The following is a 13,950-nucleotide window of genomic DNA, read 5'->3' on the forward strand; positions in this document are numbered from 1 at the left end:
GTGCCTCTTTTTTTGTCCGCTCATTGGCCACCCTGTGCGCCGTACACGATGGACCATCGACATAAGGAGAGATCGAATGTTTGGAACCGCCACCCGCCCCGGCGCCACCCGTGCCCTGCTGCTTGGCTCGGGAGAGCTAGGCAAGGAAGTCGCCATCGAGTTGCAGCGCCTTGGCATCGAGGTGATCGCCGCCGACCGCTATCCCAATGCCCCCGCCATGCAGGTAGCCCATGCCGCCCATGTGCTGGACATGCTGGACGGCGCCGCCCTGCGCGCCCTGGTGGCGCAGGTCAAACCCGACCTCATCATCCCCGAGATTGAAGCCATCGCCACCGATACCCTGGCGGCGCTTGAACAGGAAGGGGTGAGAGTGGTGCCCAACGCCCGCGCCACCCAGCTCACCATGAACCGGGAGGGGATCCGGCGTCTGGCCGCCGAGGAGCTCGGCTTGCCCACCTCCAGCTATCGCTTCGCCGAGAGCAAGGAAGAGTTCGACGCCGCGGTAGCGGCCATCGGCCTGCCCTGCGTGGTCAAGCCCGTGATGAGCTCCTCCGGCAAGGGCCAGAGCCTGCTGCGCGACCTCGCCAAGCGGGACGACGCTTGGACCTATGCCCAGGAGGGGGGCCGCGCCGGTCGTGGCAAGGTGATCGTCGAGGGCTTCGTGCCCTTCGAGTACGAGATCACTCTGCTCACGGTACGGGCGGTGGATGGCATTCACTTCTGCGATCCCATAGGACACCGCCAGGAAGATGGCGATTATCGCGAATCCTGGCAGCCCCAGGCCATGAACGAGCTGGCGCTGGCCCGCGCCAAAGAAGTGGCCGCCAAGGTGGTAGAGGCCCTCGGCGGCCATGGTCTGTTCGGGGTCGAGCTGTTCGTCAGGGGGGATGACGTCTGGTTCAGCGAGGTTTCTCCCCGCCCCCACGACACCGGCATGGTGACACTCATCTCCCAGGATCTCTCCGAGTTCGCCCTGCACGTGCGCGCCATCCTGGGGCTACCCATCGGCCGCATCACCCAGTACGGGCCGAGCGCGTCCGCCGTGGTACTGCGGGACGGCCACAGCCAGGACATCCGCTATCAGAGCATTGGCGAGGCGCTGAGCCTGGTGCCGGGTGCCCAGCTGCGTCTCTTTGGCAAACCCGAGATCGCCGGTCGTCGCCGGCTCGGGGTGGCGCTCGCCCGTGGCGAGCAGTGCGATGAGGCAGTGGAAAAGGCCAAGGCGGTGGCAGCGAGGGTCGAGGTGATCTTTTAAGCGATTGCTGCCGCTCCCATGATCCGGCGCAAGGGGCAGTGAAATGCCCCTTTTGCATTTGTGCGTCCGGCTTATAATCCCCGTTCAACCTTGTCAGGAGTAGATGATGTTAACTGCCGTGATCTTCGATATGGACGGTGTCCTGATCGATTCCGAACCCTTTTGGCAGCGTGCCCAGATGGCCGTGTTCGCCGAGCTGGGCCACTTCCACACCGAGGAAGACTGCAACTCCACCATAGGGGTGCGCATCGATCAGCTGGTGGCCCACTGGTATCGCATTCGCCCCTGGAGCGGCCCCAGCCAGGAAGAGGTGGTGCAACGTATCCTGGATCAGGTGATTGCCCTCATCCTGAGCGAAGGCCAGCCCAAGGAAGGCGTGCTGGAGGCGCTGGCGCTGATGGAGGCCCGTGGTCTCAAGATCGGGCTCGCCACCTCCTCGCCCTTCTCCATGGTCGAGGCCGTGCTCGGCAAGCTTGGCATCAAGGAGCGCTTCCTCGCGGTGCACTCCGCCGAGGTGGAGCGCTTTGGCAAGCCGCACCCGGATGTCTACATCCACGCCGCCGAGAAGCTAGGGGTCCTGCCGGTGCAGTGTCTGGCCATCGAGGACAGCTTCACCGGGCTGCTGGCGGCCAAGGCCGCCTCCATGCAAGCGCTGATAGTGCCGGATCCGGCATTAGTGGGTGATCCCCGCCTCGCCATCGCCGATCATGAACTCGGCTCCCTGGCCGAGCTGGACGGCGCCATGCTGGAGCGCTGGATAGCCTGAGCCGTCGGGTGAGCAAGGCGCTGATCGTTCCCATGCGCCCGGCCTTGGCTGGCGATCCCCGTCTCGCCATCGCCGATCACGAGCTTCGCTCCCTGGCCGAGCTGGACGGCGCCATGCTGGCGCGCTGGATAGCCTGAGCCGCGGGGCGAGCAAGGCGCTGATCGTTCCCATGCGCCCTGCCCTGGTTGGCGATCCCCGTCTTGCCATCGCCAACCCTGTTGATCAGCCCCGCCCAGGCGGGGCTTTTTATATTGTCCTCACGAATCAACAGCCTGGACTCCCAGCATCAGGCCCGCGTTCAACCTGACGTTCTGCGAGACTCGCAGCCCAGCGGGATCGGGCGATACGTGCCAGCGCTTCACCCCGCAGCCCCTTGCCCTAAACGTGCGCTCGCTCGCGGTTGCGGCGCCCCTCGCCGACTAGAATCAGGGGAAAGAGGCGGCCACTCGGCCCCAGGAGGTCATCATGATCGAGTACACCAGCAAGCGTATCGTCTGCCCCCACTGCGGCCACCACACCCGGGTCGAGCTCGACGCGAGCCAGGGGGATCAGGAGTTCTACGAGGATTGCATGGCCTGCTGCAACCCCATCCACCTGCGCCTGCACAGGGACGAGGCCCGCGACTGCCTGCAGCTATTTGTGGATGCGGACGACGAGCAGATGTTCTAGCGATGTGAGGCTCGCTTTTTGCCTCGCACAAGGCAGTGATCTGAACTGCCTGAGTTATGTTTGACGAAATAAACGATCTATAAAATGCAAAAAAGGCCAGCAATCTGCTGGCCTTCTGGCATCCATCACGAGATGTCGGCTTAACTGCGAGCCGCCAACACCCGCTCGACCGTGTCGACGATGGCCTGGGTCTGGGGGTCTATCTCGATGTTGGTGCGCCAGCCTGCCTTGACCCAGCCGAGGTTGGTGCGAGCCAGAGTCTCGGGGATCAGGTTGACGCAAAACTCATGTTCCCGCACCTCGCCGACGGTCAGGCTGATGCCGTCGATGCCGATATAGCCCTTGGTCAGCACGTATTTCATGAGCTCGGGGGCGAGGCGATACCAGACCTGGCGGTTGTTCGGGGTGTCGATGACCGAGATGACGTCCGCCGTGCCCATGATATGACCGGACATGGCGTGACCACCTATCTCGTCGCCAAAGCGGGCTGCCCGCTCCACGTTCACCTTGTCCCCGACCTTCAGCTGCCCGAGGTTGGTGAGGCGCAGTGTCTCCTGCATCAGATCGAAGCTGACCAGGTCCCCCTCGACCCGGGTCACGGTCAGGCAGCAGCCGTTGTGGGCGACGGAGGCGCCGAGCGCCAGCCCCTCGCCCCAGGCCAGGCTCGGCATGCGGATCACATGGGTGCGAAAATTGGGCTGCTCGGTGAAGGCCACCAGTTCGGCGGTACCCTGTACTATGCCGGTGAACATGTCTCGTCTCCTGCTGGTCAAAAATCGCAGGCAGGTTAACCCTCGCCACTCTACAAGACAAGGCAAGACAAGCGCAGCGGCTGACAAGGCCTGCGCCGATCGCTATAGTGACGGCAGTCAGATCCAGCTCTATGAGGAAGTAAATATGCAGGTATATCAATGCTGTGAAGCCATTCGCATCGCCTACAACCAGATTGGCTCGGGGGAGCAGGGCTATGTGCCGAACGCCATCGCCGCCACCATTCGCGCCCTCAACGCCGTGGCAGGGGACGAACGAGTACCCGCGGACTTGCGCGAACAGGCCGCCTACGCCGCCGCCAACCTGCTGATCAGCGATCACGAAGACGCCTGATCCCGTCAACCCCCGCGAACGGTTTCCCGTTGGCGGTTTTTCAGGCTAGAATGACACCCCCGCTCTTTGTCTCCCCGGCTCCGGGGAGGCAAAAGCTCCTCTCAATTACCCGTTCTTTCTCTTTTTATCTGATCCATTCGGAGGTGTCAGTGCAACGTTATTGGTCCGAGGCGAAGCAACTCGTTCGCCTAGCCAGTCCCATTCTGGTGGCCCAGGTGGCCCAGGTCGCCATGAGCTTCGTCGATACCGTGATGGCGGGCCAGGTCAGCGCCGTGGATCTCGCGGCGGTGTCGGTGGCCTCCAGTTTCTGGCTGCCGATCATCTTGCTGACCCAGGGCATCATCATGGCCCTCACCCCCATCGTCTCCCAGCTCAACGGGGCCCGCAAACGGGACGAGGTGCGCCCGGCCGTGCATCAGGGCTTCTGGCTGGCGCTGATGGTGATCCCGATCGCCATGCTGGCGCTCTATTTCAGCCCGCTGGCGCTGCATCTGATGGACGTGGATCCCGTCATGGCCGCCAAGACTACCGGCTTCCTGCACGCCATCATGTGGGGTCTGCCCGCCTTCGTGCTGTTCCAGGTGCTGCGCAACTTCAGTGAGGGGCTCTCCCACACCATGCCCACCATGGTGATCGGCTTCGTCGGGCTGGCGGTCAATATTCCCGCGAACTACATCTTCATTCACGGTCACTTCGGCATGCCCAAGCTCGGCGGGGTCGGCTGCGGCGTGGCCACCGCCATCGTGCTGTGGGCCATGCTGCTGGCGATGATCCTCTATGTGAAGTTCTCCTCCCACTTCAAAACCATCAACCTGTTTGCCAACCTGGCCCGCCCCAATGGCAGCCGGATCTGGCGTCTGTTCCGCTTGGGCTTCCCCATCGCCATGGCCATCTTCTGCGAGGTGACCCTGTTTACCGTGGTGGCCCTGATGCTGGCACCGTTTGGCGCAGAGACGGTGGCGAGCCACCAGATAGCCCTGAACTTCTCCAGCCTGGTGTTCATGTTGCCGCTCTCCATCGGGGTGGGTGTCACCATCCGGGTCGGCCACAGCATAGGGGAAGGTCAACCGGAGCACGCCCGGGTCGCCGCCCGTACCGGCCTGATGCTGGGCATGGCGGTGGCCGCCGGCACCGCCGCCCTGACCGTGCTGCTGCGCGAGCATATCGCGGGGATCTACACCGACGACATGCAGGTGATCACCCTCGCAGCCACCTTGCTGTTCTTCGCCGCCATCTACCAGATCTCCGATTCGGTGCAGGTGGTCGCGGCCGCGGCCCTGCGTGGCTACAAGGACACCAAGGCTATTTTCTACGTCACCATAGTCGCCTACTGGGGACTCGGACTGCCCACCGGCATGATCCTGGGGCTGACCGACTGGCTGGTGCCACGCATGGGGCCGCAAGGCTTCTGGGTTGGCTTTATCGTCGGCCTGACCGGCGCCGCCCTGATGCTGGGTACCCGACTGCGTCATATCTATGGCCGCTTCGCGAGCCCGGAGGCCTGCACTGCCCTCTCTAGGGCTCAATAAAGAGGCCCAATAAGAGACGCTGCGAGGCGCGCTTTATCCGCGCCTCGCCTGCAAAATCAACAGGCTGCGCAAGAACTGGGCAAACAGTCTCCTTTGTGCATGTCCCTTGTTGACAGCCTTGGGGGGCATGGGTAGTATGCCGACCACGCCAGCAATGCTGGCGTTGTTGAAGTGGGTTTATAGCTCAGTTGGTTAGAGCACTACCTTGACATGGTAGGGGTCGTTGGTTCGAATCCAATTAAACCCACCACTTTTCGTGATGCGTCCTTAGCTCAGCTGGTTAGAGCACCACCTTGACATGGTGGGGGTCGGTGGTTCGAATCCACTAGGACGCACCATCACGAAAAACACTGTTATGCGTCCTTAGCTCAGCTGGTTAGAGCATCACCTTGACATGGTGGGGGTCGGTGGTTCGAATCCACTAGGACGCACCATAACAGTTAGTAGTTTGATAAGATTGCAGATGTGGGTTTATAGCTCAGTTGGTTAGAGCACTACCTTGACATGGTAGGGGTCGTTGGTTCGAATCCAATTAAACCCACCACTTATCGCAAAAAGCCGCACAGCGCACCCTGCGTCCTTAGCTCAGCTGGTTAGAGCATCACCTTGACATGGTGGGGGTCGGTGGTTCGAATCCACTAGGACGCACCAAATTAAAGAAGCCCGCTTGATAGCGGGCTTTTTGCATTTCAGCGTCCGACAGTTGCCGGGAGAGGAAACTGCCCTCTACCCGTATCATCTCGCCTCCCCCGACTTAGCTCTCTGCTTAGCTCTCGCCACGGATCGCGGCGCCCGTTCTGCTCACTCTGCTTTTTCACACCAGCTTCTTTGCACGCTTGCTGCGGCCTCAGGCTAGAAGAGATCCAACTGCTGGCCGCAGATCCGCTCGAACGACTCGCCGATAAAGGGCAGTATGGCGTCGGCGATGGGCTTTAACTGCTTGTCGATGTAGTGCTCGTAGTCGATGGCGCTGCGCCTGTATTCCAGCGGCTCGGGCCCGGCCACAGTGATCAGGTAGGCGATGCTGCCCCTGTGCTGATAGCGCTGGGGTCGACCGCGGCGCAGGTTCTCTTCATCCGCGAGACGCGCCGCCCGCACGTGAGGCGGCACGTTCTTCTGGTACTCCTCGAGTTTTTGGCGCAGCCGCTTGCGGTAGACAAGCAGATCGTCGTGCAGGCCGGCCCGGGTCTCGTCCACCATGGTACGCACATAGCCGCTGGGATCCTGATCATGGAATACCAGCTCGTAGAGCCGGGTCTGGAACTGCTTGGCGAGGGCTGTCCAGTCGGTGCGCACCGTCTCCAGCCCCTTGAACACCAGGTGTTCCCCCTCACCCTCTCCCACCAGACCGGCGTAGCGTTTCTTGCTGCCTTTCTCCAGGCCCCGGATGGTGGGCATCAGGAAGCGGCGATAGTGGGTCTCGTATTCGATCTCGAGGTAACAGGGCAGGTCGAACTCGGTCTTGATCAGGGTCGTCCAATTCTCGTTGATCATGCTGGCCAGCCGCTTGCCAATCGCGTCCGCCTCCTCCGGGGTCACGGCCCGGTTTAAATGCACGAAGGTGGAGTCGGTGTCGCCGTAGATAACCTCGAAGCCCTGCCCCTCTATCCACTCCCGGGTCTGCTGCATGATGCCGTGACCACGCAAGGTGATGGAGGAGGCGAGGCGCGGATCGTAGAAGCGGCAGCCCCCCGAGCCCAGCACGCCATAAAAAGAGTTCATGATAATCTTGATGGCCTGGGAGAGCGCCTTGTTCTTGGCTGCCTTGGCCCTGTCCCGCGCCGCCCACAGGGTGGCAATCAGATCGGGCAGGAAGTGCCTGGTGCGGGAGAACATGGCGCCGCGAAAGCCGGGCACTGCTGTCTTGGGCTGCTGCAAGCCTTCCACCAGCCCCATGGGATCGATGCAGAAGGTGCGAATGATGCTGGGATACAGGCTCTTGAAATCGAGCACCAGCACGTGGCGATAGAGGCCAGGCTTGGAGTCCATCACATAGCCGCCGGGGCTCGCGAGCCCCCCGTCGGCGGGCAGGTTGGGGGCCACATAGCCGCCGCGATGCAGCCGTGGCAAATAGAGATTGGTGAAGGCGGCTACCGAGCCGCCGATCCGGTCCAGCTCCAGCCCGGTGAGGGAGGCGCGCTCGATGGCAAAGGCGATGAGGTGGCAGTAATCGAAGATCTCCCACACCAGCTTGCAGTCTTCCAGGTTGTAGCGGGCCAGCGCCTCTTTATCCGAGTGGAACAGCTCGGTGATCTTCTCCCCCCGGTTTGCCACGTCCTCTATGTCCTTGCCGCGGCCAAGCAGCTCGCTTGCCACCGCATCCAGGCTGTAGCTCGCAAACTGCCAGGTGGCGCTTTTCAGGGTATCTATGCCGTCCAGTACCATGCGGCCCGGGATGATGACGTTGCCGGTCTGGGGATCCCCGCGCGATGAGCGCCAGAAGCAGAGCTCACGGCCCCGGCCGAGGCGCAGTCGCCGCTTGTTGAGCTCGGCCCGGCGCAGCAGCAGGCGAAAGTCGAAGTTCACCACGTTCCAGCCGATAACCAGGTCAGGATCGTGGCGATTGAACCAGGCCTCCAGCGCGCCGAGCAGGGCGCTCTCATCCGCCACCCACTCGATTGTCGTCTCCCACGCCTCTGAGTCCGCCTCGGAGTCCCCTATCATGATGACCCGCGCATCCTGCTCGCTGTAGAGCCCGATGGAGAAGAGAGCCCCATCCATGGCGCACTCCACGTCCAGCGACACCCAGGAGAGGCTCGGCGTCACCGCCTGGGGCGCGCAGCGCGCCTCGTTCACTTCCCAATAGCCCTGCTTGCCCCCCTTCTTCGCCACCTTGCCGCCAAAGCGCACCCCGGCTGTGATGAAACGCTCCATCAGGTAGCGCTCCGGTAGCCGGATATCCGCCTCGAAGTGCTCGAGGCCGCGAATGAGCAAGAGCTCGATGGCGCGGTGAAAGGCGCTCAGGGTGGGGAAATAACAGCCGACCACGGCGCGGCCGTCGAAGGTGTGCATGGGTAGGCGCCTAAACCGGCCGCTCACCCCGGCGCCCTTGAACAGCTCGGCCGCCTCCTGCATGTGGCGCTCGGGCAGGAAGAACACCGGCTCCTGCCCCGGCACCACCAGCCGCACCGGCCCCTGCTCGCTCCAGAGCCACATCACTATCTCGGTGCGACCGGCCAGCCCGCCATGGCCGCGCACGTCTCGCCCGTGACGGGTCAGGATGAAGCCATTGAGGGGGGCAGTGGCGGGCGTGCTGGGTTGGGAGAGCGTCATGCAGGCTAATGGCTGGGTTGATATGCCACTATTGTACGTTCATACAGTGCTTGGCTGCAATTCTTGCAAAACACCGCCATGGGCCCTTATATCGGCCAAGCCCCTGCCATCTGGCGCGGGATTGGTGCATATTTACTTTATCATCAGTTCATTGCGTCATTTCACCGGAGTGGAGCCAAGATGCGTACCGTCCTGCTTGTTCCCCTGCTGGCCCTGGGCCTTGGCGCCTGCAGCAGCGACTCCTCGTCCATCGGCGTCGGTGCCAGCGCGGGCACCAGTGTCGGCGGCTATTACGGCAGCCACTATGGCGCCTACCCCTGGTGGTATGACGACTACTTCAACTACTGGGACCACTACTACCCCTGGTGCTGTGACAACGAGGGGGATTTCGACGAGCTGATCAAGAAATGGTGGAACGGGCTCGATGCGGATCGCCAGCAGGAGATCAAAGACAAGTTCCACAACTGGCAGGATAACCAGGGACAGGCGGATCTCGCCGCCCTGCGGGGGGATTTCGCCACCCGCTGGAATGCCATGTCTCCTGAACAAAAACAGGCGCTGCGGGACAACAGCAAGTTGCGCCCCAGTGTCAGCAACCCCGATCGCACGCCTCGCTCCCCTCTGGACTATAAGGGAGATGCCCATCCCAGAGCCGATGGGACTCTGCGCCCAACGACACTCCCCAAGACAGGTGATGGCGCTCTGCTGCCCACGACGCTTCCCAAGACCGGTGATGGCACTCTGCTGCCTGCGACTTTGCCTAAGGCCGATAACGGGGCGCTGTGGCCCACGACCCAGCCCAAGGCAGGCGACGGCACCTGGACACCCTCGGCCCAGCCCAGGGTCAACAACGGGGTTGTCCCCAGGCCTCATCTGCCGAGCACCCTCGCCAGCCCGATGAGCAGGCCCGCCATGCCCCACCGGATGGCGCCTCCCATGCGCAGCTTCCCGGCAATCCGCCGCCGCTAGCCCGGATGTCATCACACACCCTTTTCACCCGCATTTTTCAAGGAGCACAAGATGGAACAACAGTGGCAACGCATTGCCTCCCGCCTCACCGACGTGGGGGGGATCCCGGTGGCCCGCGCCATTCCGGTCAAGGAGCGACGCACCATAGGCCCCTGGTGTTTTCTCGATCACATAGGGCCGACCCGCTTTGCCCCAGGGGCCAAGGGGATGAATGTAGGGCCCCATCCTCATATTTCCCTACAAACCTTCACCTGGATGCTGGAAGGCGAGATATTGCACCGTGACAGCCTGGGCAGTGAGCAGGTGATCCGCCCGGGCCAGGTCAACCTGATGACCGCCGGACGCGGTATCGCCCACACCGAGGAGTCGGTGGAGGGCCACCCCGACCTGCATGCCGCCCAGCTCTGGATTGCGCTGCCAGAGCGCAGTCAGGACACCCAGCCGCGCTTTGATCACTACCCCGAGTTGCCACGCTGGCAGGAGGGTGAGGTTACCTTCACCCTGCTTATCGGGGAGTATCAGGGGCGCCAGGCCCCTACCCTGCACTTCTCCCCCATCCTGGGGCTGGATCTGCATGCCGAACAGACCCAAAGAGTACGATTGGCGTTGGCCCCGGGTTTTGAGCACGGCCTCTTCGCCCTGCAAGGCCAGGTGAGCATCGCCGGGGAGCCCCTCGCCCCAGAGCAGCTTATCTATCTGCCGCCGGGTACATCGAGTGTGGAAGTGGAGCTGACCCAGGGCGCCCGCTTGCTGCTGATTGGCGGTGAGCCCCTGGCGCAACCCCTGCAGATCTGGTGGAACTTCGTGAGCTTTGACAGAGACGCCATTCGCACCGCGGCCCAGGATTGGGAGAGCGGTCATCCCCGTTTCGGCGAGGTGGTGGGTTATATTGGGCCACGGCTTATCGCCCCGCCCCTGGCCGGGCTCTAAGCCCGCGCCCTGCCGAGTCGAACTAATCGACGCACTGCCAGCCCCAAAAGCAAAAGAGCGCCGATGGCGCTCTTTTCTATGCAAGAAGGGACGGCAATCTGCGTTATCAGAACTCCTCTTCCTGCTCCGCTTTCATGCGGGCACGGCGCTCCATGGCCTCTTCCTGCGCGCTCTCGATCTCGTGCAGCACGCCGTCCAGATCGATGGCATCTGTGCTCTCCTCGAACAGGCCGGTCAGCTCGGATTCCGGGCTGAGCTTGCCATCTTCGAACAGAGCCCACATCTCCTTGGCATAGCGGGTCTTGAGCAGCTCGGGGGCGTACATGCCGTAGTAGTTGCGCATGTTGTCGACGTCCCGCTCCAGCATGGCCTTGGCCTGGTTGTTGGCGGCGGCATCCACCACCTGGGGCAAATCTATGATGACGGGGCCTTGGCTGTCCACCAGCACGTTGAACTCGGAGAGATCCCCGTGGATGAGGCCGGCGCAGAGCATGCGCACCACGTAGCGGATCACCTTGGCATGATCGACCAGGGCCTGCTCGGCGGTGAGCGCCACGTCGTTGAGGCGCGGCGCCACATTGCCATCCTCGTCGGTGATGAGCTCCATCAGCAGGACGCCATCGAGGCAGACATAGGGGGTTGGCACCCGCACGTTGGCGGCAGCCAGCTTGAACAGGGCGTCCACTTCCGTGTTCTGCCACACCTCTTCGTGCTGCTTGCGGCCATATTTCGAGCCCTTTTCCATGGCGCGGGCGCTGCGGCTGTTGCGCACCTTGCGCCCTTCCTGATAGACCACGGCCTGTTTGAAGCTGCGTTTGCTCGCCTCTTTGTAAACTTTGGCACAGCGGATCTCGTCGCCGCAGCGCACCACATAGACGTCGGCTTCTTTGCCGCTCATCAGCCGGCTGATGACATCGTCGACCAGGCCGTCATCAACCAAAGGTTGGATTCGATTTGGAATTTTCATGACCGCCCTTTTACCTTATTTGCACCTTGTTTGCACCTTGTTTGCTTGCGCCAGAACAGCCCGGCAGCGGCATCCCTTGCCAGCGTGCCCAAGTGTCGCCAAACGAGGTCATATTTTCACCATCTAGCATCAGAATAACAGCTCGGCAGGCGGTGATAAACGCACCATCTGTCCCGCTATCCAACGAATGGACAGGGCCCGCAAACGGGCCCTGTCTATCATGCTTCCTCCGGTGGCAACCCCTGGCGAATACGCCGGATCCCCTCTTCATAGAGACCATCCTTGCCCTGATTATCTTCCTGGGTCTCGAAGATCTTGAGAAACCACATGTATTGTTCGGGGAAACGGCTGAGCTGCTGCTCCACCATGCGGTTCATGGCGTTGACGTCCGCCAGCAGATCCGCCGTGGGATAAGGATCGAACGGCGCCTCCACCTCCAGCCGGTAGCAGTGCTCGTCCTCGTCATAACAAGCCAGGATGGGCACCGCCTTGGCGCCGGTCAGCTTCACCAGCTTGGGCAGGGCCGGCAGAGTCGCCTTGGGATGATTGAAGAAGGGTACGAACAGGCTGGCATCGCGGCCGTGATCCTGATCCGGCAGGTAGAAGAAGCTGTCACCGCCGCGCAAGGCCTTGATGGCCGGCTTGATGCCGACGCTGCGCTCGTAGACCCGGCCACCCTTGCTGCGCTCGCGGTTGATGTACCAGTCAAACACCGCATCCTTGGGGCTCTTCATCATGGTACACAGGGGCACCCCCTCATTGGTGATGAAGCGCCCTATGGTATCCACCGCCCAGGTGTGGGGCACCACGAAGATCATGGGGCGACCGGCGGCCAGCTCGGCAGCGATGTGCTCCCAGCCGCGCACCTTGATGCGCCCCTTGAGATACGCCTTGCTGCGCCAGGTCATCTCGCCAAAGCCCATGAAGGTCTTGAGGCCAGTGCGGATGGACTTGAGCAGCAGGGCCTCACGCCCGGCCCCATCGAGCTCGGGGAAGCAGATCTTGAGATTGGTCTCGGCGATGTAGGCCTGCTTCTTGGAGATGCGCAGCAACAGCGGCGCCATGGCATCGGCCAGCCTGCCCCGGCAGCGGACCGGGATCCAGGTCAGCAGGAACAGCAGGCCGAGGGCCAGCCAGCTGCCCCACAGCCTAGGGTGCAGCAGACGCAGATGAAATGAGGTATCGAACACCGGATCTTGTGCGGACATGGTCGCCATCGAATCGTCAAAACAGACCGTTATTTTAGTGATCCTGACATTTTTTTCTACCCTGAGGCCGCCGGGGAGCACCGCCAAGTCACTGATCAGACTAGTTAGAAATAAATAATGGCCCACTTGGGGCCATTTGCAACTTTGGGTTAAGCAGAGGTTCAGGAATGGGGAGAGAGTCCACGGCGAATACGCTTGATGCCCTCTTCGTAGAGGCCCTCCGCCCCCTCCTCCTGACCCTCGCGGGTGTCGAAGATCTTGAGGAACCACATGTACTGACCCGGGTAGCGGGTGAGCTGGCGCTGCACGCACTCGTTCATGGCGCAGGTGTCTGCCAGCAGATCCCCGCTCGGGTAATCGGCGAACGGCGCCTCTATCTCCAGCCGGTAGCCATGGGTCGCCTCGTCATAGCAGGCCAGCACGGGCACTGCCTTGGCGCCGGTCAGCTTCACCAGCCGTGGCAGGGCCGGCAGGGTCGCCTTGGGGTGATCGAAGAAGGGGGCAAAGATGCTCGCCTCACGGCCGTGATCCTGATCCGGCAGGTAGAAGAAGCTCAGGCCGGATTTCACCGCCTTGATCACCGGTTTTATGCCGGCGCTGCGCTCATAGACGCGGCAGCCATTCTTGGCCCGCTCCCGGTTGATGTGCCAGTCAAATACCGGGTTGCGAGCGCTCTTCATCATGGTGCACATGTTGAGCCCCTGACGGGAGAAGTAATAACCCGCCGCGTCGATGGGCCAGCTGTGGGGCACCACCAGGATCACGGGGCGACCGGCGGCCTGTTCGGCGGCGATGTGCTCCCAGCCGCTGACCGAAATGCGCTTCATCAGGTGCTCCGGGCCGCGCCAGGTGAACTCGCCAAAGCCCAGCAGGCTCTTGAGGCCGATGCGGATGGAGGTCATCAGGATGGCGTCGCGCTCGGCCTCGCTCTGCTCCTTGAAGCAGATGGCGAGGTTGGTGCGGGCGATGTAGACCTGCTTCTTGGAGAACTTCAGCACCAGGGGCGCCAGGGCGTCCGCCAGCTTGTCGCGCCAGCGGGGCGGCACGAAGGCGAGCACGCCGAGGGCGCCGAGGGCGAGCCAGCTCGGCCAGTAACGCGGACGCAGCAGACGAGACTGAAAAGATGAGTCAAATACGGGATCTTGGGAGGACATGGATAGGTCAAATCGTAGAGAACAGCATTGGCGGCCATCCTGACAGGTAATACCAGTCAGCACCACCTTAATCTCGCCTGAATGCTCGACTATTTGAAGCGGCTCCCACCTTGACAGCCGATATTT

The 13,950-nt window shown here is 62.3% G+C and carries 13 protein-coding genes and 5 tRNA genes; 13 read left to right on the plus strand and 5 right to left on the minus strand.

Going from position 1 to position 13,950, the window contains the following annotated elements:
- Positions 1-76 precede the first annotated feature (76 nt).
- The 4 genes from purT to CUC44_RS02385 all read left to right on the plus strand — a co-directional run bounded on the left by purT (position 77) and on the right by CUC44_RS02385 (position 2,690).
- Positions 77-1,255, plus strand: a complete 1,179-nt coding sequence (gene purT / locus CUC44_RS02375) for a formate-dependent phosphoribosylglycinamide formyltransferase (protein ID WP_100858403.1) — start codon at positions 77-79, stop codon at positions 1,253-1,255.
- Between the two features lie 106 nt (positions 1,256-1,361).
- Positions 1,362-2,021: a hexitol phosphatase HxpB gene (gene hxpB, locus CUC44_RS02380; RefSeq protein WP_100858404.1), complete on the plus strand. Its 660-nt coding sequence runs from the start codon at positions 1,362-1,364 to the stop codon at positions 2,019-2,021.
- 8 nt (positions 2,022-2,029) lie between these two features.
- Entirely contained in the window at positions 2,030-2,158 is a 129-nt protein-coding gene (locus tag CUC44_RS21375) for a hypothetical protein (protein ID WP_279627811.1), read from the plus strand.
- A 328-nt stretch (positions 2,159-2,486) separates the two neighbouring features.
- The gene (locus CUC44_RS02385) at positions 2,487-2,690 is read left to right on the plus strand and encodes a CPXCG motif-containing cysteine-rich protein (protein WP_005301298.1); all 204 of its coding nucleotides are present in this window, start codon (positions 2,487-2,489) and stop codon (positions 2,688-2,690) included.
- 140 nt (positions 2,691-2,830) lie between these two features.
- On the opposite strand, the gene CUC44_RS02390 is transcribed toward CUC44_RS02385, so the two are convergent.
- Positions 2,831-3,442 (minus strand): riboflavin synthase subunit alpha, encoded by a 612-nt coding sequence (locus CUC44_RS02390; RefSeq protein ID WP_100858405.1) that lies wholly within the window; start codon positions 3,440-3,442, stop codon positions 2,831-2,833.
- A gap of 145 nt (positions 3,443-3,587) precedes the next feature.
- On the opposite strand from CUC44_RS02390, the gene CUC44_RS02395 reads away from it, so the two are divergent.
- From CUC44_RS02395 to CUC44_RS02425, 7 genes are all read left to right on the plus strand, one after another.
- Entirely contained in the window at positions 3,588-3,794 is a 207-nt protein-coding gene (locus CUC44_RS02395; protein ID WP_100858406.1) for a YaeP family protein, read from the plus strand.
- Between the two features lie 149 nt (positions 3,795-3,943).
- A complete protein-coding gene (locus tag CUC44_RS02400; RefSeq protein ID WP_100858407.1) occupies positions 3,944-5,323 on the plus strand; it encodes an MATE family efflux transporter in 1,380 nt (459 codons plus the stop codon).
- Positions 5,324-5,496: 173 nt separating this feature from the next.
- A tRNA-Val gene (locus tag CUC44_RS02405) sits at positions 5,497-5,573 on the plus strand.
- Between the two features lie 11 nt (positions 5,574-5,584).
- Positions 5,585-5,661 (plus strand) — tRNA-Val (locus CUC44_RS02410).
- A 19-nt stretch (positions 5,662-5,680) separates the two neighbouring features.
- A tRNA-Val gene (locus CUC44_RS02415) sits at positions 5,681-5,757 on the plus strand.
- Between the two features lie 33 nt (positions 5,758-5,790).
- A tRNA-Val gene (locus tag CUC44_RS02420) sits at positions 5,791-5,867 on the plus strand.
- A gap of 30 nt (positions 5,868-5,897) precedes the next feature.
- Positions 5,898-5,974: transfer RNA gene (locus tag CUC44_RS02425), tRNA-Val, on the plus strand.
- A 201-nt stretch (positions 5,975-6,175) separates the two neighbouring features.
- On the opposite strand, the gene CUC44_RS02430 is transcribed toward CUC44_RS02425, so the two are convergent.
- Complete coding sequence (locus CUC44_RS02430; RefSeq protein ID WP_100858408.1) at positions 6,176-8,596, minus strand: DNA polymerase II; 2,421 nt, start codon at positions 8,594-8,596, stop codon at positions 6,176-6,178.
- A 180-nt stretch (positions 8,597-8,776) separates the two neighbouring features.
- Between CUC44_RS02430 and CUC44_RS02435 the strand changes: the two genes are divergently transcribed.
- Positions 8,777-9,565: a hypothetical protein gene (locus CUC44_RS02435; protein WP_100858409.1), complete on the plus strand. Its 789-nt coding sequence runs from the start codon at positions 8,777-8,779 to the stop codon at positions 9,563-9,565.
- Positions 9,566-9,616: 51 nt separating this feature from the next.
- Entirely contained in the window at positions 9,617-10,495 is an 879-nt protein-coding gene (locus tag CUC44_RS02440; RefSeq protein ID WP_100858410.1) for a pirin family protein, read from the plus strand.
- Between the two features lie 106 nt (positions 10,496-10,601).
- Here the strand turns inward: CUC44_RS02440 and CUC44_RS02445 are convergent, their stop codons facing one another.
- The 3 genes from CUC44_RS02445 to CUC44_RS02455 all read right to left on the minus strand — a co-directional run bounded on the left by CUC44_RS02445 (position 10,602) and on the right by CUC44_RS02455 (position 13,824).
- Positions 10,602-11,462 carry a PA4780 family RIO1-like protein kinase gene (locus CUC44_RS02445; protein WP_100858411.1) on the minus strand — a complete coding sequence of 287 codons (861 nt, stop codon included), beginning with the start codon at positions 11,460-11,462 and terminating at the stop codon, positions 10,602-10,604.
- Positions 11,463-11,680: 218 nt separating this feature from the next.
- Complete coding sequence (locus CUC44_RS02450; RefSeq protein WP_100858412.1) at positions 11,681-12,679, minus strand: LpxL/LpxP family acyltransferase; 999 nt, start codon at positions 12,677-12,679, stop codon at positions 11,681-11,683.
- Positions 12,680-12,831: 152 nt separating this feature from the next.
- Positions 12,832-13,824 carry an LpxL/LpxP family acyltransferase gene (locus CUC44_RS02455; protein ID WP_100858413.1) on the minus strand — a complete coding sequence of 331 codons (993 nt, stop codon included), beginning with the start codon at positions 13,822-13,824 and terminating at the stop codon, positions 12,832-12,834.
- Between the last annotated feature and the right edge of the window lie 126 nt (positions 13,825-13,950).

Origin of the sequence: Aeromonas lusitana (assembly GCF_002812985.1) — a bacterium.
GTDB lineage: Bacteria > Pseudomonadota > Gammaproteobacteria > Enterobacterales > Aeromonadaceae > Aeromonas > Aeromonas lusitana.

What these genes read in the sequence shown, in the direction of transcription:
- hxpB (WP_100858404.1), top strand. Translation starts at nt 1,362, where the DNA reads ATGTTAACTGCCGTGATCTTCGATATGGACGGTGTCCTGATCGATTCC.
- CUC44_RS02435 (WP_100858409.1), top strand. Translation starts at nt 8,777, where the DNA reads ATGCGTACCGTCCTGCTTGTTCCCCTGCTGGCCCTGGGCCTTGGCGCC.
- CUC44_RS02390 (WP_100858405.1), bottom strand. Translation starts at nt 3,442, where the DNA reads ATGTTCACCGGCATAGTACAGGGTACCGCCGAACTGGTGGCCTTCACC.
- CUC44_RS02430 (WP_100858408.1), bottom strand. Translation starts at nt 8,596, where the DNA reads ATGACGCTCTCCCAACCCAGCACGCCCGCCACTGCCCCCCTCAATGGC.
- CUC44_RS02395 (WP_100858406.1), top strand. Translation starts at nt 3,588, where the DNA reads ATGCAGGTATATCAATGCTGTGAAGCCATTCGCATCGCCTACAACCAG.
- CUC44_RS02450 (WP_100858412.1), bottom strand. Translation starts at nt 12,679, where the DNA reads ATGGCGACCATGTCCGCACAAGATCCGGTGTTCGATACCTCATTTCAT.
- CUC44_RS02455 (WP_100858413.1), bottom strand. Translation starts at nt 13,824, where the DNA reads ATGTCCTCCCAAGATCCCGTATTTGACTCATCTTTTCAGTCTCGTCTG.
- CUC44_RS02440 (WP_100858410.1), top strand. Translation starts at nt 9,617, where the DNA reads ATGGAACAACAGTGGCAACGCATTGCCTCCCGCCTCACCGACGTGGGG.
- CUC44_RS02385 (WP_005301298.1), top strand. Translation starts at nt 2,487, where the DNA reads ATGATCGAGTACACCAGCAAGCGTATCGTCTGCCCCCACTGCGGCCAC.
- purT (WP_100858403.1), top strand. Translation starts at nt 77, where the DNA reads ATGTTTGGAACCGCCACCCGCCCCGGCGCCACCCGTGCCCTGCTGCTT.
- CUC44_RS02445 (WP_100858411.1), bottom strand. Translation starts at nt 11,462, where the DNA reads ATGAAAATTCCAAATCGAATCCAACCTTTGGTTGATGACGGCCTGGTC.